Source organism: Acetitomaculum ruminis DSM 5522, assembly GCF_900112085.1.
GTDB classification, from domain to species: Bacteria; Bacillota; Clostridia; order Lachnospirales; family Lachnospiraceae; genus Acetitomaculum; species Acetitomaculum ruminis.
Map to the genome: position 1 here is coordinate 59,533 of NZ_FOJY01000001.1, position 23,078 is coordinate 82,610.

Here is a 23,078-nt window from a genome sequence, read left to right on the forward strand (position 1 = left end):
ATCCAGCTTGTACGGAGGATATTTGAATGAATAATACTGTTGCTGATAAAAACTATATCAGCGGTAAGATGAAAATAAACATCGATAATGGTGAGATAGTAGAATGTGATAAAGAGCTAAAGCAGATATTTGGTATCCATAAGGGCTACAGCCTTTTAAAAGAGGTTAATCTGTTTGATCCGGTTAAAATTACTCTTAATGATATATTAAATGCATCTGTATTTTCACAGTTAGAAAGCGGATACAAGGCTTTTACTCGCAATATTCTTAAAGATACAAACGGCGAAAATACTAAATGCTACGAGTATGTTGAGATAGTTGCTCAGGAAAATGGAACGGAAATATATGCAGTAGTCACCCTTATTTTTTATTTAGACAATAAAGAAGTTATTAAAACTGAAAAGAAGATTGAGTATGGTGACATTCCGGATGTATTTTCTGAAGAAGTAGAGATACCAATAGGGGTTTTGGAAAAAGACTTTGATGGTGATATAAAAGTTGTTCGTGCCAACAGAGAATTTTACAGAATTTTAGGTTTTACTGACGAAAAAGAATTCAATGACAGTTGTGATGGTTATCTTCGAAATACCATGATTTTACTTGAATACATGGATTTTAAACGCTTTTTTGAAAAGCCTTTTGAAGAAATGGAGATTAAAAATCTAGAAGCCAGAATAGAAAATAACAGTAATGATATTTTTAAGTGGGTTAAATTCAGAATTGTTTCCGGAAACAAAAGAGACGAATATTTTCGCTATATAGCTGTTGTTTACGATATTTCCAAAACAAAAAAACTGGAAGAGCAGGTAAATATATTTGTAACCAGCAATGAATATGGAAAATTTCAAAAAGATGTCCAGTATGAATATGATGTTAAAATGGATGTTTTCAGAATTCCAATGTATGGTGAAAAAAAGAAAGAATATCTTTCAGTGCATAATTTCAGGGAAAAGAAGCGTTGGAGATTTTACATAGAAAGAAATGACTGGGTAAGGTTTGAAATAAATCTTGAAAAGGCTGTAAACGGGCATTTTTACGGAAGTGAAGTTTATGGAATATCTTTATTTAATGAGTCGGTTGTAGAAAATTGTAGGGTTTACGGCAAGCTTATAATGGATTCTCAATCAAGGGTTACTAAAATAGTAGGTCGTATAGTAAATATAGAAGCCGAAAATGAAGCCAAGAACCGACTGATGGAGAAATCCAAGATAGACCCTATAAGCGGACTTTACAATAAATACCATGTTTCTCAAAAGATTAACAAGATTCTGCGGGAAAAAACCAATAAAGAAAGTGACGCATTTTTACTGGTAAGAATTGATAATTACCAAAAATTAAATGATGTGTTCGGCAGTATTTTTATAAACGCATTGGTTCAAAGCATTGGAATAGGTCTGGGAAACCTTTTTAGAAAAGATGATATAATGGGAAGAGTCAGCAAAGACCTCTTTGTAATATTTATTAAGGGGCTTTCTAGGGATATTGTTCTTTCCAGAGCTTCAGAAATAAACAATCTTATAAAAAATATATGTAATAGTGGTAATGAAAACTTTGACGGTTCTAAAAACGAACTTTTAATAAGTAACAGCATTGGTATTGCCTATTCGGATTCTAATCTTGAAAGATTTAAAGAGTTGTTGGAAAAAGCCTATATTGCTCTGGGATTTTCCAAGAAAAATATACAAAACCGAGTAATTGAATATGGACAGTATATGTTGGGCAGCTATGTGGAATTACCGGACTTTGATGATGAGGAATTTTATCAGATTGAGACTTATGACAAGGACTTTATTTCTTATGCTTTTAATCTTTTAGTTAATTACAGTGATATAAAAATTGCAGTTAATTCTCTAATTGAAAGGATTGGAAAGCGTTATAACCTTTCATGTGTATTTATTTTGGAAAATTTCCCATCCAAGCAAAGAATAGAAGCGTCAAATCTTTGGAATAATGGATATTTTGACATAAATATAGATGATGTTTCCTTTAATTTTAAGGATTGGAGAGATGTTAACGGTCGTTTTGACGAAAGAGGAGTAATAGTTTTTGACAACTATAAAAATGTAAATGATATAGCCTGTTTAAAAAGAATTGTGGGAAATAAAGCCATGGTGATTTGTGAATTAAACAGGGTGGATAAAGCAGATGGATATGCTATTTTTGTTGACAGACGGGACGAATATAAGTGGCAGGATTATGAAATTGATTCCTTCCATGAAATCTCAAAGGTTTTAAATGTATTCAATCAGCTGGATATTCAAAAGCACATAAACGAAGAAAAGATTAATGAATTATCTCAAAAGGATTCATTAACCGGACTTATGAATATTAATGCCTTTAAGGAAAGAGTAGAAGAAATAATAAAGAAAGATTATAAACCGGGAAAATATGCAATAGTATATTCTGATTTTAATGATTTTTCTTATTTCAACGATAATTTCGGACATATAGCAGGAGATGAAATATTAAAACGTTTTTCAAGAATTTTATCTAAAAATGTGGATACAATTGCCTGCAGGATTTATTCGGATTATTTTTTGACATTTGTAAAATTTAATACGGAAGAATTTTTGAAAAACAGAATTTCAGAAGTCAACAGACTTTTTGCTGCCGATTTAAAGGCAAATTATCCGCAAATAGACTTCAGACTTTCTACAGGTCTTTATATATTAACTGAAGAAAAGGAAGAAGTAGACCTTGATACTGCCATAGACAATGCCAACCAGGCAAGAAAAAATTGCAAAGCAAGGAAAGCTTTGTACATAAAATACAATGATGAAATGCGAAGAATTAGACAATTTGAGCAAAGCCTAGTTGTGGGACTTAATGATGCCATTAAAAAAGGAGAGTTTTGTTTGTACCTTCAGCCTAAATTTTTACTTGGAAGTAATGAAGTAATAGGAGCTGAAGCCTTAGTAAGATGGCATCAGGAGGATGGTACCCTTCATTTTCCGGATGAATTTATACCAATTTTTGAAAGAGTTGGACATATTATTGAGATTGATTATTATATTTATGAACAGGTTTTAATGAGTTTAAAGAAATGGAAAAAAGACGGCAAAAAGCTTATACCTGTTTCGGTTAATTTTTCAAGAGTACATTTTTATTACGAAAACTTTGTTGATGATATTTCAAAACTTGCAAGCTTTTATGATGTTGATTACAACCTGATAGAAATAGAAGTTACGGAAAGTTCCTTTAATGACAATGTAGATAAAATGTTAGAGGTTTTTGAAAAACTTAGAGCCCTTGGTTTTAAAATTGATATGGACGACTTTGGTACAGGCTATTCTTCATTAAGCATGCTTATAAATGCACCGGTTGATATAGTTAAAGTTGATAAGAGCTTTATGTTTGACGAAAACAGCGATAAAGGGAAAAAATATGTAAGACAGATTGGCGGTCTTATTCAGGCTGCTGACAAGCAGGTTATTTTTGAAGGAGTAGAAACAAAGGAACAAGAAAAGTTTTTGCTTGATTGCGGATACGAGATGGCACAGGGATTTCTCTTCGACAGACCTATTTGTCTTAAAGAGTTTGAAGAAAAATACATTTATTAACAGTACAATACTTGAAATGAAAAAAACACTGTGATATTATAAAATATAATGAAAATTATGTAAATTGTCACAGTTTATTGTTAGATGACATAGTATTGATTTTACTATTTTTTAGAAGCTTTAAATGCTTTATTTAAGCCATTGTGGCAGTCAATTACGGATTATTTTAGAGAAATCTGAATAACAGGTCAAGTTATGAGTAAATACTCTATAAAGAATATAATAATAAAGAGGAGGGAAATTCATGGCGGCAAATCTTGGAACATTTTTTATCTATGTACTTGCATATTTAATACTCATGCTGGTTCTTTGTGTTATTGGTTTTGTAGGTATTAAAATTGGAGTAGCTCTTCGTAAATCAAAGAACGCAAAAGAAGAATTAATGATCGAAACTGCAAAGAAACGTTCTGCAAGTTAGAGCATTAGAAAGATAATAATATCTATTCTTTTAAAATGTCTTGCTGTGATTTTTTCGCAGCAGGCATTTTTCTTGTAAGAAATAAAATATATATTTTGGAGGATAAAATGAAACCATACGGAGTAAATGAATTAAGAAAGATGTTTTTGGATTTTATGGAATCTAAGGGACATCTTGTTATGAATAGTTTTTCATTAGTACCACATAATGATAACAGCCTTCTTCTTATAAATGCAGGAATGGCACCATTAAAGCCATATTTTACAGGTCAGGAGATTCCACCTAGAACAAGAGTTGCCACTTGTCAAAAATGTATTCGTACAGGTGATATCGAAAATGTAGGAAAGACAGCAAGACATGGAACCTTCTTTGAAATGCTTGGAAATTTCTCCTTTGGTGATTATTTTAAAGAAGAAGCCATTGAATGGTCTTGGGAATTTTTAACAAAAGTAATAGGACTTGAAGAAGACAGATTATATCCTTCCATTTATCAGGATGATGATGAAGCATTTGATATCTGGAATAAAAAAGTAGGTATAGCAGCAGACAGAATTTATCGTTTCGGTAAAGAGGATAATTTCTGGGAGCATGGTGCAGGTCCATGTGGTCCATGCTCAGAAATATACTATGACAGGGGTGAAGAATACGGATGTGGAGAGGACTCCTGTGAAGTAGGTTGTGATTGTGACAGATATATGGAAATCTGGAATAATGTATTTACCCAGTTTGAAAATGACGGAAAAGGAAATTATGAGCTGTTAAAACAAAAGAACATTGATACAGGAATGGGTCTTGAAAGGCTTGCAGTTGTTGTACAAAATGTCAGCTCAATTTTTGATGTTGATACCATAAAAGACCTTCGTGACAGAGTTTGCGAAATTGCCAATGTCACATATCAGACAGATGAGAAAAAGGACATTTCCATAAGACTTATTACAGATCATATTCGTTCAGCTACATTTATGATTTCAGATGGAATCACACCTTCAAATGAAGGAAGAGGATATGTTCTTAGAAGGCTTATCAGAAGGGCTGCCCGTCACGGCAGACTCCTTGGAATAAAGGGTACATTTTTAAATAATCTTTGTAAAACCGTAATAGCAGGTTCAAAAGACGGATATCCAGAATTAGAAGAAAAATCAGTATTCATTGAAAAAGTATTAATTCAAGAGGAAGAACAGTTTAACAAGACTCTCGATCAAGGGTTAAATATTTTAAATGGATATAAAGAAGAACTTGTAAAAAATAATGAAAAAGAATTAAAGGGTGCTGATGTATTCAAATTATATGATACTTATGGATTCCCGTTAGATCTTACAAAAGAAATATTAGAAGAAGATAATATTTCAGTAGATGAGGAAGGCTTTAAGGAGTGCATGGAAAAACAAAGACAGACAGCCCGTGCAGCCAGAAAAACCTCTAACTATATGGGAGCTGATGCTACTGTATATGAAGAATTACCAAAAGAAATGTCCAGTGAGTTTACAGGATATGAAAAAACCACAGATACTTCAAAAATTATAGCATTAGTAGAAATATCTCAGGACGACAGTAAGAAAGATGAGATAGTTCAAGCTTTGACAGATGGTCAAAAGGGAAGCATTATAACTGAAAAAACACCTTTTTATGCTACAAGTGGTGGTCAGGAAGCAGATACCGGAATCATAAAATCAGCCAACGGAGAATTTGTTGTAGAAGATACAATAAAAGCCGTAGGACAAAAAATAGTTCATATTGGATATATGAAAAGCGGTATGTTAAAAACAGATGATGAAGTTACTCTTACAATTGACCTTGATAAGAGACTTGCAGCCGGAAAGAATCATTCAGCTACTCATCTGTTACAAAGAGCTTTAAGAGATGTACTTGGTGAGCATGTTCACCAGGAAGGTTCTAATGTAAATAAGGACAGATTAAGATTTGACTTTTCTCACTTTGCCCCTATGACAAAGGAAGAACTGGAAAAAGTAGAAAAAATTGTTAATGAGAAAATAAGTGAAGGTCTTGATGTTGTTACAGATATAATGAATCTTGAAGATGCCAGAAAAACCGGAGCCATGGCGCTTTTTGGTGAAAAATATGGTGATAAAGTTAGAGTTGTTAAAATGGGAGATTTCTCTACAGAGCTTTGTGGAGGTACTCATGTTAAAAACACTTCTACCATTGGAAACTTCAAGATAATTTCAGAATCAGGTATAGCAGCCGGCACAAGGAGAATAGAAGCTATTACTGCAAATGGTGTATTGGAATATTTTGCAAATATTGAAAAGCTTTTAGAAAAAGCATCCGGATTATTAAAAGCTACACCGGATAATCTGTTAAATAAGTTAGAAGGTCTTATTGAACAAAATAAGGAACTTCATGCAGAAAATGAATCCCTTAAGAGTAAGGCTGCAAAAGATGCCTTAGGCGATGTAATGGACAATGTTGTTACCATTAATGGTGTTAAATTACTGGCAGCTTCTGTCGATGATGTAGATATGAACGAATTAAGACAATTAGGTGATTCTCTTAAGGAAAAGCTTAAAGAAGGTGTAATAGTTCTGGCATCTGCAAAAGATGGAAAGGTAAATCTTGTTGCTATGGCTACAGAAGAGGCTATGAAAAAAGGAGCTCATGCAGGCATGCTTATAAAAGCTATTGCAACATGTGTCGGCGGTGGCGGCGGTGGACGCCCACAGATGGCACAGGCAGGAGGTAAAAACCCTGCTGGAATAAAAGATGCTATTGTTAAAGCTTCTGAAGTGTTGAAAGAACAGATTGGGTAAAAAATTACTTGACTATGATGAACTTTGTGATATAATATAGTTTAGTGCAATAATAATACCCAATCAGTTGTATTGTGCACAATCCGCAACTGGAGGGAGGTTAGGTGTGAGTCAATGTCAAATGTAATCGTAAAAGAAAACGAATCTTTAGATAGTGCTTTACGTAGATTCAAAAGAAGTTGTGCTAAGGCCGGCATTCAGCAGGAAATTCGTAAGAGAGAACATTATGAAAAACCAAGCGTAAAGCGTAAAAAGAAATCTGAAGCAGCAAGAAAGCGTAAATATAACTAATAAAGTGAAAACTTTTAACTGCAATATCCTCGATTCTATATGAGTCGGGGATATTTTTTTACTTTTAAAACTAAAAGAGAAATATTATCTGTTTCAGATGGGACAAATAAAATTAAACTTATGACCTGTTATTTTATCATAGAAATTCACAATTTTCTCTTACATTCTGCAAAATTTATCAAAGTAATTAATATAATATGTGCGATTAGTATAAAATAAATTTGTGAAAAAATACTAAAAAATCATATGAGTCAATATACAAAAAAATAGAAACAATACTGTCGCTTATGGTTTTATACAGATAAGAAAATGTGTTAATATAAAGGTCTAAATGTGAATACTCACCTTTAGAAAAAAGGAGATAAATCCCTGAAAACAGGGATAGCAGGAGAAATTTTTTATGAAACATATTATAAAGTTAATAACCAGAAGAATTGTTTTTGCAGCATTCGCTTTACTGATTCAGATAATCTGGGGTGTTGTATTAATGTATCAATTCCAAAACTATAACACCTATTTTTCAATATTTTTTGACATTTTAGCCTTATTAATTGTACTTAGAATTTTGAATAAATGGAATAATCCTTCTTACAAGCTGGCTTGGGCTGTTCCCATATTGGCTATTCCGGTTTTTGGTATTACTATTTATCTGCTTTTTGGCAGATCAGGACTTACAAAAAAGAAGAGAAGGCGTTTAGAGGCAGTTCACCAGATATTTAAGGCGAATTTACACCAAAACAAAAAAACCATTCAGGAAATAAGCAATATGGATATGGGTATAAAAAGACAGGTGGACTATATCTATAATTTGTCAGATTTTCCAATATATAAAAATACAGCACAAAGGTATTTTCCAACTGGAGAGGCAATGTTTGAGTCTCTAATAGAAGATTTGAAAAATGCCAAACATTTTATTTTTCTTGAATACTTTATAATAGTTGAAGGAAAAATGTGGAATACCATATTGGATATTTTAGAAGAAAAAGCTTCGGAAGGCCTTGATATAAGACTTATATATGATGATTTCGGATGCAATCAGCTACCTGCCAGATACTATAAATCATTGCAGGCAAAAGGATTAAAGTGTGCAGCCTTTAATCCAGTCAGACCGGTTTTGTCCGTTGTGCAAAATAACCGTGACCATAGAAAGATACTTGTAATAGACGGAAAAGTAGGTTATACGGGAGGGGTAAATCTTGCTGATGAATATATAAATGAAATTGTAAGATTTGGCTATTGGAAGGATGTTGGCATTAGGATAGAAGGAGATGCAGTGGCGAATTTTACTGTAATGTTTCTTGAGATGTGGCATTATATTACAGGAATTAATGAAGATTATATGCAATTTGACACACAAAAATATCTAAATGGGCAAATTGCAGCAGAGGGATTCGTACAACCTTACGCAGATTCACCCTTTGACAGGGAAACAGTTGGTGAAAATGTATATATGAATATAATAAATAAGGCAAAAAATTATGTATATATTTGCACACCGTATCTTATTATTGACAATGAAGTGATGACTGCGCTGACATTAGCGGCAAAATCCGGTGTAGATGTAAGAATAATTACACCGGGAATTCCGGATAAAAAGATGGTTTTTTTAATGACACAGTCTTACTACGAACAGCTAATCAGTGCCGGCGTTCGTATATTTCAGTACAAAAAAGGCTTCGTTCATGCTAAGTCTTTCGTGTGTGATGACGAAATTGCCACTGTTGGTTCCATAAATTTAGACTATAGGAGCCTATATATGCATTTTGAATGCGGAGTTTATATTTATCACTCAAGTGTTGTTTCAGACATAAAAAACGACTTTCTTACTACATTGCAGGATTGTGAAAATATCACATTGGATTTTTGCAGAAAGCGTAATTGGATACTTAAAACATTTCAGGCAGTACTTAGACTAATCGCACCACTCTTTTAAAAATCGTTTCCAAATTTTTCCAATAAAATGGGGAGTTTTTAGAATTACTTATCAAGATAATATATGCTATACTAATTTTAGTTTTATATTATCTTTTTTTTATACATTTTTAAAGATTATAAGATAATTAGAAAAAAGCTTTACATTTATCAGAACATTCTGTAAACTGTACAATAGGCATAGATCCTTGAGTGATTCGCACAACATTGTATGCTAATCCAGGAACGGGAAATTGGGGGTCTATAATGTTGGGGCAGGTGTGGAGCTATGAAAATACTATAGATGGAGGTGTCGAGCGGGGAATAATTAAAAAGCAAGAGTAACCGGTAAACTATATTTTTTTTGTGAAAATGTGTTAAAAAACTAACGGGATTGTCAAAAAAATAGTGATAAAATTTGTGCTTAAAGCCTTGAAAATACTGACTTTGGTATGAATTACACTAAATGGCATTACTAAAGCAACAAATTAATGTGCAATTAAAACAAAAACAAAAAGATTTTGTATATAGTATGGTACATTCATTATGCTAAACGAACAAAGACTTGAAGGCTAACAAGTCTTAACACAATATTTAGAGTATAGGAGGAAATGCATTATGGCAAAATCAGACATTGAGATTTCACAGGAAGCAGAATTAAAAGACATCAGGGAAGTTGCTAAAACTTTAGGTTTGACAGAAGACGAGCTTGAGCTTTACGGAAAATATAAAGCTAAGATCGACTATCACATCGGTGAGAACAGACTTAAAAATGGCGGTAAAAAAGGTAAACTTATCCTTTGTACAGCTATTAATCCTACTCCAGCTGGAGAAGGAAAAACAACAACAACCGTTGGTGTTGGTGATGCACTTTCAAAATTAGGAAAGAAAGTTGTTATCGCATTAAGAGAGCCTTCATTAGGACCTGTATTTGGTGTTAAAGGTGGAGCTGCCGGCGGTGGATATGCTCAGGTAGGACCAATGGAAGACATCAACCTTCACTTTACAGGAGACTTCCACGCTATCGGAGCTGCAAACAACTTACTTGCAGCAATGCTTGACAACCACATTTATCAGGGAAATGCACTTGATATCGACACAAGAAGAATCATCTGGAGAAGATGCGTTGACATGAATGATCGTCAGTTAAGAAACATTGTCAACGGATTAGGAGGAAAAGCTCAGGGTGTACCTAGAGAAGACGGATTTGATATAACAGTTGCCAGCGAGATAATGGCTATATTCTGCTTGGCTTCTGATATTGATGATTTAAAAGCAAGACTTGCAAGAATCATTGTTGCATATTCAAGAAAAGGTGAACCTGTTACAGCAGGACAGTTACATGCAGAAGGTGCTATGGCAGCATTATTAAAAGATGCTTTAAATCCAAACCTTGTACAGACTCTTGAAGGAACACCTGCTTTTGTACATGGTGGACCATTCGCTAACATCGCTCATGGATGTAACTCAGTAATTGCTACCAAGACAGCTTTAAGCTTTGGTGATTATGTTATAACTGAGGCTGGATTCGGTGCTGACCTTGGTGCTGAAAAATTCCTTGACATCAAATGCCGTATGGCAGGTTTAAGACCTGATGCAGTTATTATCGTTGCTACAATCAGAGCTCTTAAATACAATGGTGGAGTTCCTAAGGATGAAACAACAAAAGAAAATCTTGACGCATTAGAGAAAGGTGTACCAAACCTTCTTAAACATGTTGAGAATATTTCAAAAGTTTACAAACTTCCTTGTGTTGTTGCTCTTAACAGATTCGTATCTGATACTGATGCAGAAATTGAACTTGTTACCAAGAAATGTAAAGAACTTGGAATCAATGTTACCCTTTCAGAAGTATGGGGCAAAGGTGGAGAAGGTGGAATTGAAACCGCTAAAGAAGTTATCAGACTTTGCGAAGAAGAATCTAATGAAAACTTCGAATTCTCTTATGAAGTTGATAAGCCACTTAAAGAGAAAATTGAAACAATTGCTAAGAGAATCTATGGCGCTGGTAATGTTACATACTCAAAAGCTGCAAGTGATGAATTAGCAAATCTTGAAAAACTTGGATTTGGCAACGTTCCGATTTGTGTAGCTAAGACACAGTATTCATTATCTGATGATGCTAAACTTCTTGGTAGACCGGAAGGATTTACAGTAAATATCCGTCAGGTAACATTCTCAGCTGGTGCTGGATTCGTAGTTGCAATCGCAGGAGATATTATGAAGATGCCAGGTCTTCCAAAAGTTCCTGCAGCAGAGAAGATTGATGTTACTTCAGAAGGAATGATAACAGGATTGTTCTAATTAAACAGACATTGTTATAGCTCTAAAATATATATTCATTCAGGGAGAGGGCAAAATGCCTTCTTCCCGAATGGTAAAAAAATGATGAAATAATTATCAAAGAAGGTAAAAGTATTTAGTAACTAAGAGGTATTTTTAAATGTGTTAACTAGGGTCGATTTATAGATGACACAGATTTTGAGAGGTTAGAATATGGAATACATAAATTTAAGTGCAAAAGAATTTGTCGAAAAAACATTCTCAAAAGAGCCAGTTCCTGGTGGCGGTGGCGTGGCAGCTATCGTAGGTGCACTTGGTGCAGCATTAGGTGGCATGGTTTGTAACTTAACTACCGGAAAGAAAAAATATGCGCAATATCAGGCTGACATAGAAAGAATCACTGAACAAGCACAAAAACTTCAGGATGATCTCCTTTCATATGTGGATCAGGATGCACAGAATTTTCTTCCATTATCCAAGGCATATGGTTTGCCAAAAGATACTGAAGAAGAAAAGAAACATAAGGACGAAGTATTACAGGCAGCTTTAAAAGAAGCAATAAAAGTTCCAATTTACATTGTTAAAACATGTTATGAGACAATTAAACTGGAAGAAGAACTTGCAGAGAAAGGTTCAATGCTTGCAATATCAGACGTAGCTTGCGGAATGCTTTGTTTAAAAGCAGCTATCAGAAGTGGCTGGATGAACGTAGTCGTAAACTTAAATACAATTAGTGATAAAGAGTATGTTGAGAATGTGACAAAAGAATTATTACCTTTGTTAAAAGAGGGAGAGGAAATTTGCGACAGAACATACAAAGTTGTTGCTGAAAAATTAAACGCGCCTAAGGAGGATTAAAAAATGAGTGCAAAAATATTAGATGGAAAAGAAGTAGGACAGGCAATCAAAGACAGATGTAAAAAACAAGTTGAAGAATTAAAAGCTAAAGGAATTACACCAAAGCTTGGAATCATGAGAGTTGGAGCTAAAGGACCAGACCTTCAGTATGAAAAAGGTGCTATAAAGTCAATGAACGAGTGCGGTGTAGAAGTTGAAGTATTTGAAATGCCGGCTGATATCACTCAGGAAGATTACATTAAGAAAATGCAGGAAGTAAATGCAAACAAAGATATCCATGGTATCCTTGCATTTAGACCTCTTGACAATATTGATGAAAACAAAGCTATCAATGAAGTAATGAGTCCTGAAAAGGATATTGATGCTTGTACATCAATCAATATGGGTAAAATGCTCTTAGGTGATCCTACAGGATTATATCCTTGTACTCCAAGCGCAGTTATGGAAATTCTTGATTACTATAACATTGATGTTAAAGGAAAAGATGTTTGTGTAATCGGAAACTCAAATGTTGTTGGTAAACCTGTTGCTGTTTTACTTACAAACCGTTTTGCAACAATTAAAGTATGCCATGTTTATACAACAGATACTAAAGAAAAATGTAAAAATGCTGATATTATCGTTACAGCTTGTGGTGTTCCTAATCTTGTTAAAGCAGAGCAGGTTAAACCAGGAGCAATCGTAATTGACGTAGCAATCTGTCGTGTACCGGATCTTGATGAAAACGGAGTTCAAAAGACAAATCCTAAGACTGGAAAACCTGCTATGAAGACAGTAGGAGACTGTGCACCAGACGTTATGGAAGTTGCAGGAATGCAGTCACCAGTTCCAGGTGGAGTTGGTTCTGTTACATCTTCAATCCTTGCTTCAAATCTTATCAAGGCTTGCAAGATTCAAAATGGTATTCCGTTAGAATAATAAAGTAATAATTTAAAAATAGTTATCTTCTATGTGCTCTGGAATTTACATTCGCGCTTTTGTATGTGATTCCGGCAGTACATGGAGGATGTGTGAGTTTTATGAAAATTCAAAATAAATATGTATAAAATTTAAGGAGGAAACCTAGCTATGATTATTACGAAAAAGAAGCCAATAGAAGAAGTAATGGCTAGTCTTGAAGGCGTAAAAAAAGTTGGTATAGTAGGATGCGGTAGTTGTGCTACAGCCTGCGAAACAGGTGGTGCAACACAAGTAGAAGAATTAAAAAAATATCTCGAAGAAAAAGGCTTTGAGGTTGTAGGAACGGTTATTCCTGATGAATGCTGTCAGAAACTTCTTGTAAAGAAAGAAGTAAAAGTTTTCAAAGATAACCAGCCGGAAGCTATTGTCTGTATGTCCTGTGGTAATGGGGTTCAGACAGTAGGATTAAATGTAAACATTCCAGTTTATCCTTCAAGTGATACTCTTTTCCTTGGAATGGGAGAAAGAGTTGGAAAATTTGTTGAAAACTGCCGTCTTTGCGGACAATGTGTACTTGCAAGTACAGGAGCAGTTTGCCCTATTACAAAATGTGCTAAATCACTTGTTAACGGTCCATGTGGTGGCCAGAAAAATGGTAAATGCGAAGTTAACCCGGATAATGATTGTGCATGGATTCTTATTCATGACAAACTTAAAGAACTTGGACAGCTTGATAAATTGAAAGAACAAAAACCTGATAAAGGATATTCTGCAGTTTATTATCCAAGAAGATACAGTGCAAAGGAGGATAACTAAAATGAGCGAATTACAAAAGGCTTTAGAAAGTGGAAAATTTGCAGTTACCGCAGAAATGGCTCCTCCTAAAGGATATGTTTTTGACGAGATGCTTGAAACTGCTCAGTTATTAAAAGGAAAAGTTCATGGAATTAATGTTACAGATATGCAGTCAGCATGTCTTAAGGCTTCATCAATTGGTCTTTGTATCAAATTAAAACAGGCAGGATTAAATCCAATTCTTCAGATGACAGGACGTGACAGAAGCCGTATGGCTATCATGGGTGATTTCCTTGCAGCTGCAGCATTTGGTATAGATTCAATGTTAGCACTTACAGGTGACCATACAGTAGTTGGAGATTGTAAAGAATCCAAACCGGTATTTGACCTTGATTCAGTTGGTATTTTACAGATGCTTACAGACATGGAAGAATCCAATAAAGACTGCGGTGGCAATGATCTTGCTGAACCAGCACCAAAATTCTATAAAGGTGCATCAGTTACTCCGGTTTATGATCCGGTATTCCTTCAGATCAACAAATTAAGAAAGAAAGTTGAAGCTGGAGCAAAATATGTTCAGACACAGGGTATATTTGACATAGAAAACTTAAAGAGATTTATGGATGAAGTAGATAAGGCTAATATCGATGTTAAGATAATGGCTGGTATTATTCCTCTTAAAGCAGCTGGAATGGCTAAATTCATGAATGCAAATGTTCCTGGTATTGATGTTCCTGCAGATCAGATCCAGAAGCTTGCTGATGCAGCAGCAGAAGGAAAAGAAAAAGGAATCAAAGGACTTCCTGTAAAAGTTGGTATCGAATTAGCAGCTGAAATGGTTGCTGAAATCAAAGCTAAAAACATCTGTCCTGGTGTTCATATCATGGCTATCGGAGCAGAAAAGAATGTTCCTACTATCCTTGAAAAAGCAGGCGTAGATATCAGCAAAGAGTAGTATAAGTAGTAATACTTATCGTAATAAAAACAGCTCTCGAAAGAGTGATTTTGAGAGCTGTATTAATTTAGGAGGTAGAAGATTGAAGATAACAGTTATCGGCGGCGGTCCTGGTGGATACGAAGCAGCTATTTATGCAGCTAAAAAAGGTGCAGAAGTAGTTTTAATTGAAAAAGATAAAGTTGGTGGTACATGCTTAAACAGAGGTTGTATCCCTACAAAGGCATTTCTTGCTTCTTATGATGCTTATGAAGCAGTTGAGAAAGCAAAAGATTTTGGTCTTTTAGATGTAAATGAACCAAAGGTTGATTATCCTGCAATTTTAGCAAGAAAAAATAAAGTAATGTCAAGCCTTGTAAAAGGTATTGAATTTTTATGCAATCAAAATAAAGTAACCCTTATTAATGGAATGGGTGAAATTAAAGATAAAAATACTATTGAAGTAACAAAATCAGACGGATCAAAAGAAACAGTTACTACAGACTATATTATTCTTGCTACCGGTTCAGTTCCTGTTTGCCCACCTGTATTTAAGGTTGACAGAAAAAGAGTTGTAACTTCTGATGAAATCCTTGACTTTGAGCAGGCTCCAAAATCACTTATATTAGTAGGTGGTGGAGTTATCGGATGCGAAATCGGACAGTTCCTTGCTAAAATGGGAACTCAGGTAACAGTTGTAGAGGCTCTTCCAAGACTTATGGCTACAATGGATGAGGATGTAAGTAAACAGATTTCTCGTCAGTTTAAGAAAGAAAAAATTAAAATGGTTACCGGTGATGGAATTGCAGAAGTTAATCCTGCAGATGACCATGTTGATGTTAAGCTTTCAAGTGGAAAAGAATTATCAGCAGAATATGTACTTGTTGCAATTGGTCGTGCTCCATTTACAGCAGGTGCAGGTCTTGAAAATGTAGGCGTTGAAATGGCTGAAAGAGGTAGAGTTAAAGTAAACGAGTATCTTCAGACAAATGTAGATAATATCTATGCTATAGGTGATATTATACCATCAGCACAGCTTGCACATGTTGCAAGTAAAGAAGGTATAGTTGCAGTAGACAATATCTTTGGAGCTAAAAAGGTAATGACCTATCATGCAGTTCCTGGATGCGTATTTACAAATCCACAGCTTGCATCAGTAGGTAAACTTGAATGGCAGCTTGAAAAAGAAGGCAAAGAAGCAGGAAAAGACTTTAAGACAGGAAAATTCGAATTCAAAGGTCTTGGAAAAGCCCAGGCTTCAGGACATATTGCCGGCTTTGTAAAAGTAATTGTTGATGCTGACGATGTACTTATCGGTGCTGAGATTGTTGGAGCAGGTGCGTCAGATATGCTTCAGGTTCTCACAACAGCAATTCAGCTTAAACTTACTGCAAAAGAAGTAGGAGATTCTATTTTCCCTCATCCAACAATGTGTGAGGCTATTATGGAAGCTCTCCATGATGTACATGGTTTAAGTGTACATAAAGCTTAAAGAATAATTCTAAATATACGGGTAGCATCCTGTATATTGTTATGATAAAATTATAACAAAAGTAAAATAGCCTGAAAATTTACTATTTTACTTAATAAAATCAATTAGATATATTGGTTTTAAAATAATGTATTGCAAAGGAGAAAGAAAATTATGGCATATCCAGCAGATTTAAAGTACACAAAGGAACATGTATGGGTAAAAGTTGACGGAAACAAAGCTAAATTGGGAATTACATCTTATGCTGCAGAGCAGCTTGGTGATGTACTTTTCGTAGATCTTCCTGAAGAAGACACAGAGTTTTCAGCAGGAGATAAATTCACAGAAGTTGAGTCTTCAAAGACTACTTCAGAAGTACCAATCCCTGTAACCGGAAAGGTTGTAGCAGCTAACGAAGATCTTGATGATTCACCGGAAGGTATCAACGAAGATGCATATGCAGCTTGGATTGTAGAAGTTGAATTAAGCAATCCTGCAGAAGTTGATGGATTACTTTCAGCTGCTGATTATGAAGCAGGTCTTGAATAAGAATAAGATTCAACATTATGTGTAAAGTTAAAGCTTTTTGCTTTTGATTTATTGCTTGCACTATTTATCAAAAGCTATGTTTTTTGATAAATTTTTTATTATTCCTTATTTATAATAATGCAAAAACAGGAAGGACTTCAATTTAATATTGGAGTCCTTTCTGTTGAAAAATATTTAATTTTCAATGCTATCAGGAAACATTATTTTAACGATAAACCATTGTTTATTACATTCTATGTCAATGCTTCCGTCATATTTTTTAACAATGCCTTTCATGCTTTTTATTCCAATTCCATGCATGGAAGAATCATCTTTAGTAGTTATAAAATCACTTCCTCTTTGAACCGGTGAATTTCCGTAGGTATTCATGATTTTAATTATCCAGAAACACTTTACTTTTTTACAATATATTCCTATGGAAGGGTGCTCACAATCTATTGTATTTTCAAGGGCATTGTCCAGGGCGTTTCCAAATAATGAACAGATATCCAGAGAGGAAATCGTTGTATTTGCAGGAAATATGACATTAACAATGAAATCGAAGTTATAATTCTTTGCAATTCGCATTTTTTCGTTAATAATCGCGTCTAGAATTTTGTTTCCGGTATGACAATAATTAATCCGTGTTTTTACAGTTCCAATCATTTCATCTAAGTCATCCAAAAGATCTTTGGAATTATTGTCAATAACCATGGAACGAATGGCTATAAGGGAATTTTTTAAATCATGGTTCATTTTCTGTAATTCTTCCCTGGTAGCCTTATCTTCGTCATAAGCTTGCTGTATAACAGTATTGGTAAGCTTTATCCTTTCAAATTCCAGTCGTTTTTCGTCCTGTTTTTTTTGAATAATCAGATGTAGTATTATAATTATGCTTAAAATATTTGTGATTAATAGAACGATAATAGCAAGTATCATACGCAGTCACTCCAGTAAGAAAGGAATTTTTTCTTAAATTCGACCTTTCTTGTACGGCTGATATATAATTGTGTACCATTATCCAGTAGAACAGTATTATTTTCCAGTTTGTTTACATAACGCAAGTTTACAATACAGCCACTGTTTATCCATGCGAAATTATCAGGATTACAGGAAGCGTACAGTTCCTTCATGGTTTTTCTGATAATAAAAGTACCTGTATTTTTCATATGAATAATCAGTTTTCTATCTACTAATTCAAAATATACGATGTCTTTTTGTGCTATTTTTTTAATGTAGTTTTGGGTAAGGAGCATGATAAATTCATCCTCGTTTTCCCTTTCGATGATCTTAAGGGCACTTTCTATGGCTTCAGGCAGTTCTGTATCCATATGAGACTTTCTGATATATCTGAAAGGACTTAATTTTATGGCTTCATAAACATAGTTAGAATATGCTGTTAAAAATATGAGAAAATAATTATCATAATCAAGGGAAGCAATAATTTTTGCTATATCAAAACCGCTGTTTTCAGGCATATCAATGTCTAAAAATATCATGTGAAAATCCATGCGACCTGTTTTTAAATCTTTAATAAGTTCTGTAGAACTTGTATAAGCATTGATCCAGAAATCGAAATTTGATTTTGAACTTATTTGCGATAACAATTGTTTGACTTCCTGGATAATGTTAACATTGTCATCACAAAGAACAATATTTAATTCTCCTTTATTTGCATCTTTGCTCATAAATGTTTTTCTCCTAAATATATATGTGCTTTCGTAAAATATAAAATAATATTTTACACTTATCATATTATTATAAAGATTATTGACTAAACTTGCAATTCTTTTTAAGACTTATATGTGCAAATGATATAATGACATATGTATAATTAATTAAGTGTATTGACAAATATAAGTATATGCATTAAGGTTAGAAATTTAACTATATTGACAAATCAGAATTATTGATATAAAGTTTAAATGATTGCGTGAAGGAGAAAAGAATGTTACTATCTTTGGTTAGACAGGCAGTTATTATTAAAACCAATATGCCCTTGTCAAAACTTCTTGGAAATTACGAATATATGTACAGCATAGGTTTGCTGAGTAAATTGTCTAATATTTCAATAGAACCTGATATTAATGAAAATATGGCTAAAAAAGCATTTGAAGTGGCTGAAAACTTTAAGCCATCCAATGACAATGAAGAAAAGCTTCGCTCATTGATACTGGAATATGAAATCACTGATAAAAGAGATAAAGATATGGAAACTCTTTTTGAAATGGGCAAAAACGAGGAGAACCCCTGGAAAGTATAGGAGAGAAAATTGGATTTAGCATTTAAATTAGACGCTTTTGAAGGACCTTTGGATCTTTTATTACATCTTATACAAAAGAACAAGGTGAAAATTACAGATATACCGATAGCTGAAATCACAAGGCAGTATTTACAATATATAGAGGATATTTCCTATATGGATTTGGAACTTGCCAGTGATTTTTTGTATATGGCAGCAAAGCTATTGGAAATTAAATCGGCCATGCTTTTACCTAAGAAGAATGAAGAGGGAGAGGAGATAGACCCTAGACAGGAGCTGGTTTCCAACCTCTTAGAATACAAATTATATAAATATGTATCAAGAGAACTTGATTACAGATTTAAAAATGCTGAGCCTGTTTTATATGGAAAAGGCGCTATGCCAAAAGAGGTTTTAGAATACCGGCCGGAAATAAAAACAGAAGAATTGTTTGAAGATATGAATTTGTATGATTTATTTTCTACTTTTAAGATGCTTTTACTTAGAAGTGATGAAAAGATTGACCCTGTCAGAAGCAAGTTTGGTAAAATTCCTAAAGAAACAGTTACCATGGCAGAAAAACTTGACGAATTAAGAGATTTTGCCAAAAAGAGAAATAAATTCAGATTTTCAGAATTTGTAAAAAATGATTATACAAAGATGGATATTATAGTGTCCTTTATCTGTCTTTTAGAACTGGTCAGAAAGGGAAAACTTCTGGTATTACAAAATGAAATGACAGATGATATTCAAATATCAATTGTAGAAGAAAGTGGTGCAGATATTGAATAATGATGTAATCTTTTGTGCAGTGGAAGCAGTTTTGTTTGCCGTCGGGGGAAGCGTGTCAAAGGAAAAACTGTCCTACGCGCTGGATTTAAGTGTAAGAGAAGTTGAACACATAATGGAGGAGGTTATTTTTCGTTACAATGTCGAAAACAGAGGAATACATGTAATCAAAGTTGGAAACGGATATCAGCTTTGTGCAAAGCAGGAGATGAACGAATATCTTTTGAGGGTTGTAAAGCAACCTAAAAAGCCTAATTTATCAAATGCATTGCTGGAAACCTTGTCAATTATTGCATACAAGCAGCCATGTACCAGAACTCAGGTCGAAAAAATACGTGGTGTATCAAGTGACAGTGCCATCAATAAGCTGATTGAATATAATTTAATTGAAGAAAGGGGTAGGTTAGAAACACCTGGCCGACCAATTTTATTTGGTACGACAGAGGAATTTTTGAGATCATTTGGCATTTCCTGTGTTGAGGAATTGCCTGAGTTTGAAGAAGACCTGATAAAGGAATTCAAAAAACAAGCCGAAGAAGAAATAGAAGAAAGTATTGATATTTAGGCGGTTTGCTATTAATTACTATTAATAGAAAGGGGAAAAGTTAATGAATGCTGAAACAAGAAATAGTCTTATTGCTATAGGTGCAGATATAGAAGGAACAATGGATAGATTTCTTAATAATGAGGAGTTGTATGTAAAGTTTTTAAAGAAATTTTTGGATGATGAAAATTTTTCAATATTGGAAAAGAGCTTAAAAGAAGCAAATTATGATGATGCTTTTAGTAGCTCACATACTTTAAAGGGAGTAAGTGCAAATCTGGGTCTTAATGGCCTTACGGATGCGGTTAGTCCTCTGGTAGAGAAATTAAGAGCTAAAGATTTTAATGATTTGGATTCAATGTTTGAAAAAGTATCTGAAAAGTATCATGCTTTTATAGATGTGATAAAGACCATGTAGATAATTTAAAATCCTAAGCGTTGGAATAAAGCTTTAATCGGCCTTATTTCAACGTTTTTTATTTGTCGGGTGACTTCTTATTTAGCTTAAAATACCCTCTTATCGGCTATTGGTTTAAATCTGATAAGAGGGTATTTTTTATGGGGTCATATTAACTTTATACTATTTAACAAAATCACCGGATTTAATTGTTCTGTTTAAAAGTTTCAGCTCCATGGTGATAAATATTGTATTCATTGTAAATGATAAGGCATCACTTATAGGATATGAAATCATAATTCCTGTTAATCCCAAAAATCTCGGTATAATTAAGAGACATGGTATAAGGAATAAGAACTGTCTTGAAAGTGAAAGCCAGATGGCATTTTTGGGTTTTCCAACAGCCTGGAAATATGTAGATGTAAGTATCTGCACAGCCATAAGTGAAATAAGGATTGTCATGTATCTAAAGCAGGTTACGGCAAATTCATTGTAAAGATCATTTTCCTGTCCGAAGATGGATACGATTTGCATTGGAAATGCCTGAATAACAATAGTTCCGATTATTCCTATGGTTGTTCCAACAACAGCTGTTGTTTTAAATATTGATTTAACTCGTAAAAGTTTTTTAGCACCGTAATTAAATCCAAACAATGGCTGGGTAGCTGTACAAAGTCCTAATACGATTGACATCATAATCTGATTTACTTTCATTACGATACCGAAGCATGCAAGAGGAATATCTGCACCAAATTTTGAAAGTGCACCGTAATGTGTAGCAGTATTATTAAGTATAATCTGTACTGCTAAAACAGTTAACTGATTTATAAAAGCAGAAACACCAAGTGAAAGAATTTCCTTGATAATGGATAATTCAAGTTTCATGTTGGCAACTTTAAATTTTACAGTTTTAGTTCTTCTTAAGTAAAAAAGGCAAACAATGAATGTAACGCCCTGACCGATGATAGATGCTAAAGCAGCTCCGCCAACACCTAAATTCATTCCAAAAATAAAAATCGGGTCAAGGATAATATTGGTAATACAACCTGCTAACATGGCAAGCATGGATACTCCCGGTGAACCGTCAGCACGAATCATATCACTTAACATAATACCCATGGTAGTAAGTGGAAATCCTAGGATGTAAATACGGCTATAGGAAATAGCAAGTGGTAATACATCTTCAGTTGAACCAAATACCATAAGTAATGGTTTATTAAACAATTCTGCTAAGATAAGTAAGGTAAAACCGGCTATAATAGCCATTGTTAAACCGTTTCCGATAACTTTTTCAGCTCTTTCTCTTTTGTCTTTTCCTAAATAAAGACTCATATTGGCAGCAGAACCTGCTGAAATCCAAAGAGATACAGCTAAAAGAAAGATGATAAAAGGAAAGGCAACATTGGTTGCGGCATTTCCAAGGTGTCCAACACCCTGACCGATAAAAATCTGGTCTACAAGGTTGTAGATTGAATTAACCAGCATGGATATAATGCTGGGAATGGAAAATTTTAAAAGTAATTTTCCGATTTTTTCAGTACCAAGAATGTTATTTTCTGTACTAACAACTTCTTTTTGCATTTTATTCTCCTCCGTTTATTTTTGTGTTTTAAGAGCTAAAACACTATTTGGTTTTGCATAGTTCGTCGCACTTTAAAAGGTTATAATTTATTCTTTCCAGAAAAGAATAATAAATAGAAAGTTCTTCATCTGAAAAGCCTTCGAATTTGGCGAGTTCACCCTTTTCAACGACAGATTTTACTGCCAGGGCTCTTTCGTATCCTGAAACTGACAGGGTAACTTTTGAATAGCGTGAACTTTTTGAGGGATCATCTTGTGTGCGACATACATAACCATCTTTTTCCAGACGCTGTATAGATTTAGCGACTGAGGCACGACTTACATGTAACTGTCTTGCCAGCTCTGCCTGGGTGGATTCACCTTTTCTTAATAGTAAGTTAATAATAGGAACCTGCTTATAGTGTATGCCACAGGTTTCAAACTCCAGAAAGCGCTGGTGGGATTCAAGAAGGTCATTGTAACGTTCCAGTTTAAATATTCTATCTAGCATGAAATCCTCCTAAAAGTGTTAATCGGTTGACACGCAAAGAATAGTATATATTTAAAGATAATTATTGTCAATATATATGTTTAAAGATAATTATTGTCAGTATATATATTTAAAGACAATTATTGCCAGTGTATATATTTAAAAAGACAATTATTGTTAGTATATATATAAAGAAAATTATTGTCAGTATATATATTTAAAGATAATTATTGTCAATATATATAAATAAAGAAATTTCTTGAAAAGTATGTATTAAATAATTGACAAAGAAATATCAAATTATTATAATTTAATCTGTGAGATAGAGAATATTTTGCC

At 33.9% G+C, this 23,078-nt stretch carries 20 protein-coding genes; 16 read left to right on the top strand and 4 right to left on the bottom strand.

Annotated features, from left to right (window positions below):
* Positions 1–26: 26 nt before the first annotated feature.
* From BM153_RS00280 to gcvH, 12 genes are all read left to right on the top strand, one after another.
* Positions 27–3,560 carry an EAL domain-containing protein gene (locus BM153_RS00280; RefSeq protein WP_092869780.1) on the top strand — a complete coding sequence of 1,178 codons (3,534 nt, stop codon included), beginning with the start codon at positions 27–29 and terminating at the stop codon, positions 3,558–3,560.
* 244 nt (positions 3,561–3,804) lie between these two features.
* Positions 3,805–3,978 (top strand): hypothetical protein, encoded by a 174-nt coding sequence (locus BM153_RS13565; protein WP_177205515.1) that lies wholly within the window; start codon positions 3,805–3,807, stop codon positions 3,976–3,978.
* Positions 3,979–4,085: 107 nt separating this feature from the next.
* Positions 4,086–6,746 (top strand): alanine--tRNA ligase, encoded by a 2,661-nt coding sequence (alaS, locus tag BM153_RS00285; protein ID WP_092869781.1) that lies wholly within the window; start codon positions 4,086–4,088, stop codon positions 6,744–6,746.
* 114 nt (positions 6,747–6,860) lie between these two features.
* Positions 6,861–7,037: a 30S ribosomal protein S21 gene (rpsU, locus tag BM153_RS00290; protein WP_092869782.1), complete on the top strand. Its 177-nt coding sequence runs from the start codon at positions 6,861–6,863 to the stop codon at positions 7,035–7,037.
* Positions 7,038–7,437: 400 nt separating this feature from the next.
* On the top strand, positions 7,438–8,970 hold the full coding sequence (gene cls / locus BM153_RS00295; RefSeq protein ID WP_092869783.1) for a cardiolipin synthase: 1,533 nt from the start codon (positions 7,438–7,440) through the stop codon (positions 8,968–8,970).
* A 596-nt stretch (positions 8,971–9,566) separates the two neighbouring features.
* Positions 9,567–11,252, top strand: coding sequence for a formate--tetrahydrofolate ligase (locus BM153_RS00300; protein ID WP_330391935.1), 1,686 nt, complete (start codon positions 9,567–9,569; stop codon positions 11,250–11,252).
* Between the two features lie 192 nt (positions 11,253–11,444).
* Positions 11,445–12,089 carry a cyclodeaminase/cyclohydrolase family protein gene (locus tag BM153_RS00305; RefSeq protein ID WP_092869785.1) on the top strand — a complete coding sequence of 215 codons (645 nt, stop codon included), beginning with the start codon at positions 11,445–11,447 and terminating at the stop codon, positions 12,087–12,089.
* A gap of 3 nt (positions 12,090–12,092) precedes the next feature.
* On the top strand, positions 12,093–13,007 hold the full coding sequence (locus tag BM153_RS00310; RefSeq protein ID WP_092869786.1) for a bifunctional 5,10-methylenetetrahydrofolate dehydrogenase/5,10-methenyltetrahydrofolate cyclohydrolase: 915 nt from the start codon (positions 12,093–12,095) through the stop codon (positions 13,005–13,007).
* Positions 13,008–13,157: 150 nt separating this feature from the next.
* Complete coding sequence (locus BM153_RS00315; RefSeq protein WP_092869787.1) at positions 13,158–13,805, top strand: methylenetetrahydrofolate reductase C-terminal domain-containing protein; 648 nt, start codon at positions 13,158–13,160, stop codon at positions 13,803–13,805.
* A 1-nt stretch (position 13,806) separates the two neighbouring features.
* Positions 13,807–14,739 carry a methylenetetrahydrofolate reductase gene (locus tag BM153_RS00320; protein WP_092869788.1) on the top strand — a complete coding sequence of 311 codons (933 nt, stop codon included), beginning with the start codon at positions 13,807–13,809 and terminating at the stop codon, positions 14,737–14,739.
* 82 nt (positions 14,740–14,821) lie between these two features.
* Positions 14,822–16,210 carry a dihydrolipoyl dehydrogenase gene (gene lpdA, locus BM153_RS00325; RefSeq protein ID WP_092869789.1) on the top strand — a complete coding sequence of 463 codons (1,389 nt, stop codon included), beginning with the start codon at positions 14,822–14,824 and terminating at the stop codon, positions 16,208–16,210.
* A 153-nt stretch (positions 16,211–16,363) separates the two neighbouring features.
* Positions 16,364–16,738, top strand: coding sequence for a glycine cleavage system protein GcvH (gcvH, locus tag BM153_RS00330; RefSeq protein ID WP_092869790.1), 375 nt, complete (start codon positions 16,364–16,366; stop codon positions 16,736–16,738).
* Between the two features lie 174 nt (positions 16,739–16,912).
* Here gcvH and BM153_RS00335 read toward each other — a convergent pair whose 3' ends face one another.
* Together BM153_RS00335 and BM153_RS00340 are read right to left on the bottom strand one after the other, a co-directional pair.
* The gene (locus BM153_RS00335; protein WP_092869791.1) at positions 16,913–17,656 is read right to left on the bottom strand and encodes an ATP-binding protein; all 744 of its coding nucleotides are present in this window, start codon (positions 17,654–17,656) and stop codon (positions 16,913–16,915) included.
* Entirely contained in the window at positions 17,653–18,405 is a 753-nt protein-coding gene (locus tag BM153_RS00340; RefSeq protein ID WP_177205516.1) for a LytR/AlgR family response regulator transcription factor, read from the bottom strand. The genes BM153_RS00335 and BM153_RS00340 overlap by 4 nt, the downstream gene beginning before the upstream one ends.
* A 260-nt stretch (positions 18,406–18,665) precedes the next feature.
* On the opposite strand from BM153_RS00340, the gene BM153_RS00345 reads away from it, so the two are divergent.
* The 4 genes from BM153_RS00345 to BM153_RS00360 are packed head-to-tail and all read left to right on the top strand — an operon-like array spanning position 18,666 to position 20,710.
* Complete coding sequence (locus tag BM153_RS00345) at positions 18,666–18,980, top strand: DUF3837 family protein (RefSeq protein ID WP_092869793.1); 315 nt, start codon at positions 18,666–18,668, stop codon at positions 18,978–18,980.
* Between the two features lie 9 nt (positions 18,981–18,989).
* On the top strand, positions 18,990–19,751 hold the full coding sequence (locus BM153_RS00350) for a segregation and condensation protein A (RefSeq protein ID WP_092869794.1): 762 nt from the start codon (positions 18,990–18,992) through the stop codon (positions 19,749–19,751).
* The gene (gene scpB, locus BM153_RS00355; RefSeq protein ID WP_242949042.1) at positions 19,744–20,313 is read left to right on the top strand and encodes an SMC-Scp complex subunit ScpB; all 570 of its coding nucleotides are present in this window, start codon (positions 19,744–19,746) and stop codon (positions 20,311–20,313) included. The genes BM153_RS00350 and scpB overlap by 8 nt, the downstream gene beginning before the upstream one ends.
* Before the next feature lie 43 nt (positions 20,314–20,356).
* Positions 20,357–20,710 carry an Hpt domain-containing protein gene (locus BM153_RS00360; protein ID WP_092869795.1) on the top strand — a complete coding sequence of 118 codons (354 nt, stop codon included), beginning with the start codon at positions 20,357–20,359 and terminating at the stop codon, positions 20,708–20,710.
* A 162-nt stretch (positions 20,711–20,872) separates the two neighbouring features.
* On the opposite strand, the gene BM153_RS00365 is transcribed toward BM153_RS00360, so the two are convergent.
* Together BM153_RS00365 and BM153_RS00370 are read right to left on the bottom strand one after the other, a co-directional pair.
* Positions 20,873–22,270 (bottom strand): MATE family efflux transporter, encoded by a 1,398-nt coding sequence (locus BM153_RS00365; protein ID WP_092869796.1) that lies wholly within the window; start codon positions 22,268–22,270, stop codon positions 20,873–20,875.
* Between the two features lie 43 nt (positions 22,271–22,313).
* Positions 22,314–22,760 carry a MarR family winged helix-turn-helix transcriptional regulator gene (locus BM153_RS00370; protein WP_092869797.1) on the bottom strand — a complete coding sequence of 149 codons (447 nt, stop codon included), beginning with the start codon at positions 22,758–22,760 and terminating at the stop codon, positions 22,314–22,316.
* Positions 22,761–23,078 lie beyond the last annotated feature (318 nt).

What these genes read in the sequence shown, in the direction of transcription:
- BM153_RS00340 (WP_177205516.1), bottom strand. Translation starts at nt 18,405, where the DNA reads ATGAGCAAAGATGCAAATAAAGGAGAATTAAATATTGTTCTTTGTGAT.
- BM153_RS00335 (WP_092869791.1), bottom strand. Translation starts at nt 17,656, where the DNA reads ATGATACTTGCTATTATCGTTCTATTAATCACAAATATTTTAAGCATA.
- BM153_RS00305 (WP_092869785.1), top strand. Translation starts at nt 11,445, where the DNA reads ATGGAATACATAAATTTAAGTGCAAAAGAATTTGTCGAAAAAACATTC.
- BM153_RS00300 (WP_330391935.1), top strand. Translation starts at nt 9,567, where the DNA reads ATGGCAAAATCAGACATTGAGATTTCACAGGAAGCAGAATTAAAAGAC.
- cls (WP_092869783.1), top strand. Translation starts at nt 7,438, where the DNA reads ATGAAACATATTATAAAGTTAATAACCAGAAGAATTGTTTTTGCAGCA.
- BM153_RS13565 (WP_177205515.1), top strand. Translation starts at nt 3,805, where the DNA reads ATGGCGGCAAATCTTGGAACATTTTTTATCTATGTACTTGCATATTTA.
- rpsU (WP_092869782.1), top strand. Translation starts at nt 6,861, where the DNA reads ATGTCAAATGTAATCGTAAAAGAAAACGAATCTTTAGATAGTGCTTTA.
- alaS (WP_092869781.1), top strand. Translation starts at nt 4,086, where the DNA reads ATGAAACCATACGGAGTAAATGAATTAAGAAAGATGTTTTTGGATTTT.
- BM153_RS00360 (WP_092869795.1), top strand. Translation starts at nt 20,357, where the DNA reads ATGAATGCTGAAACAAGAAATAGTCTTATTGCTATAGGTGCAGATATA.
- BM153_RS00280 (WP_092869780.1), top strand. Translation starts at nt 27, where the DNA reads ATGAATAATACTGTTGCTGATAAAAACTATATCAGCGGTAAGATGAAA.
- BM153_RS00310 (WP_092869786.1), top strand. Translation starts at nt 12,093, where the DNA reads ATGAGTGCAAAAATATTAGATGGAAAAGAAGTAGGACAGGCAATCAAA.
- BM153_RS00320 (WP_092869788.1), top strand. Translation starts at nt 13,807, where the DNA reads ATGAGCGAATTACAAAAGGCTTTAGAAAGTGGAAAATTTGCAGTTACC.
- BM153_RS00365 (WP_092869796.1), bottom strand. Translation starts at nt 22,270, where the DNA reads ATGCAAAAAGAAGTTGTTAGTACAGAAAATAACATTCTTGGTACTGAA.
- BM153_RS00370 (WP_092869797.1), bottom strand. Translation starts at nt 22,760, where the DNA reads ATGCTAGATAGAATATTTAAACTGGAACGTTACAATGACCTTCTTGAA.
- BM153_RS00345 (WP_092869793.1), top strand. Translation starts at nt 18,666, where the DNA reads ATGTTACTATCTTTGGTTAGACAGGCAGTTATTATTAAAACCAATATG.
- gcvH (WP_092869790.1), top strand. Translation starts at nt 16,364, where the DNA reads ATGGCATATCCAGCAGATTTAAAGTACACAAAGGAACATGTATGGGTA.
- BM153_RS00315 (WP_092869787.1), top strand. Translation starts at nt 13,158, where the DNA reads ATGATTATTACGAAAAAGAAGCCAATAGAAGAAGTAATGGCTAGTCTT.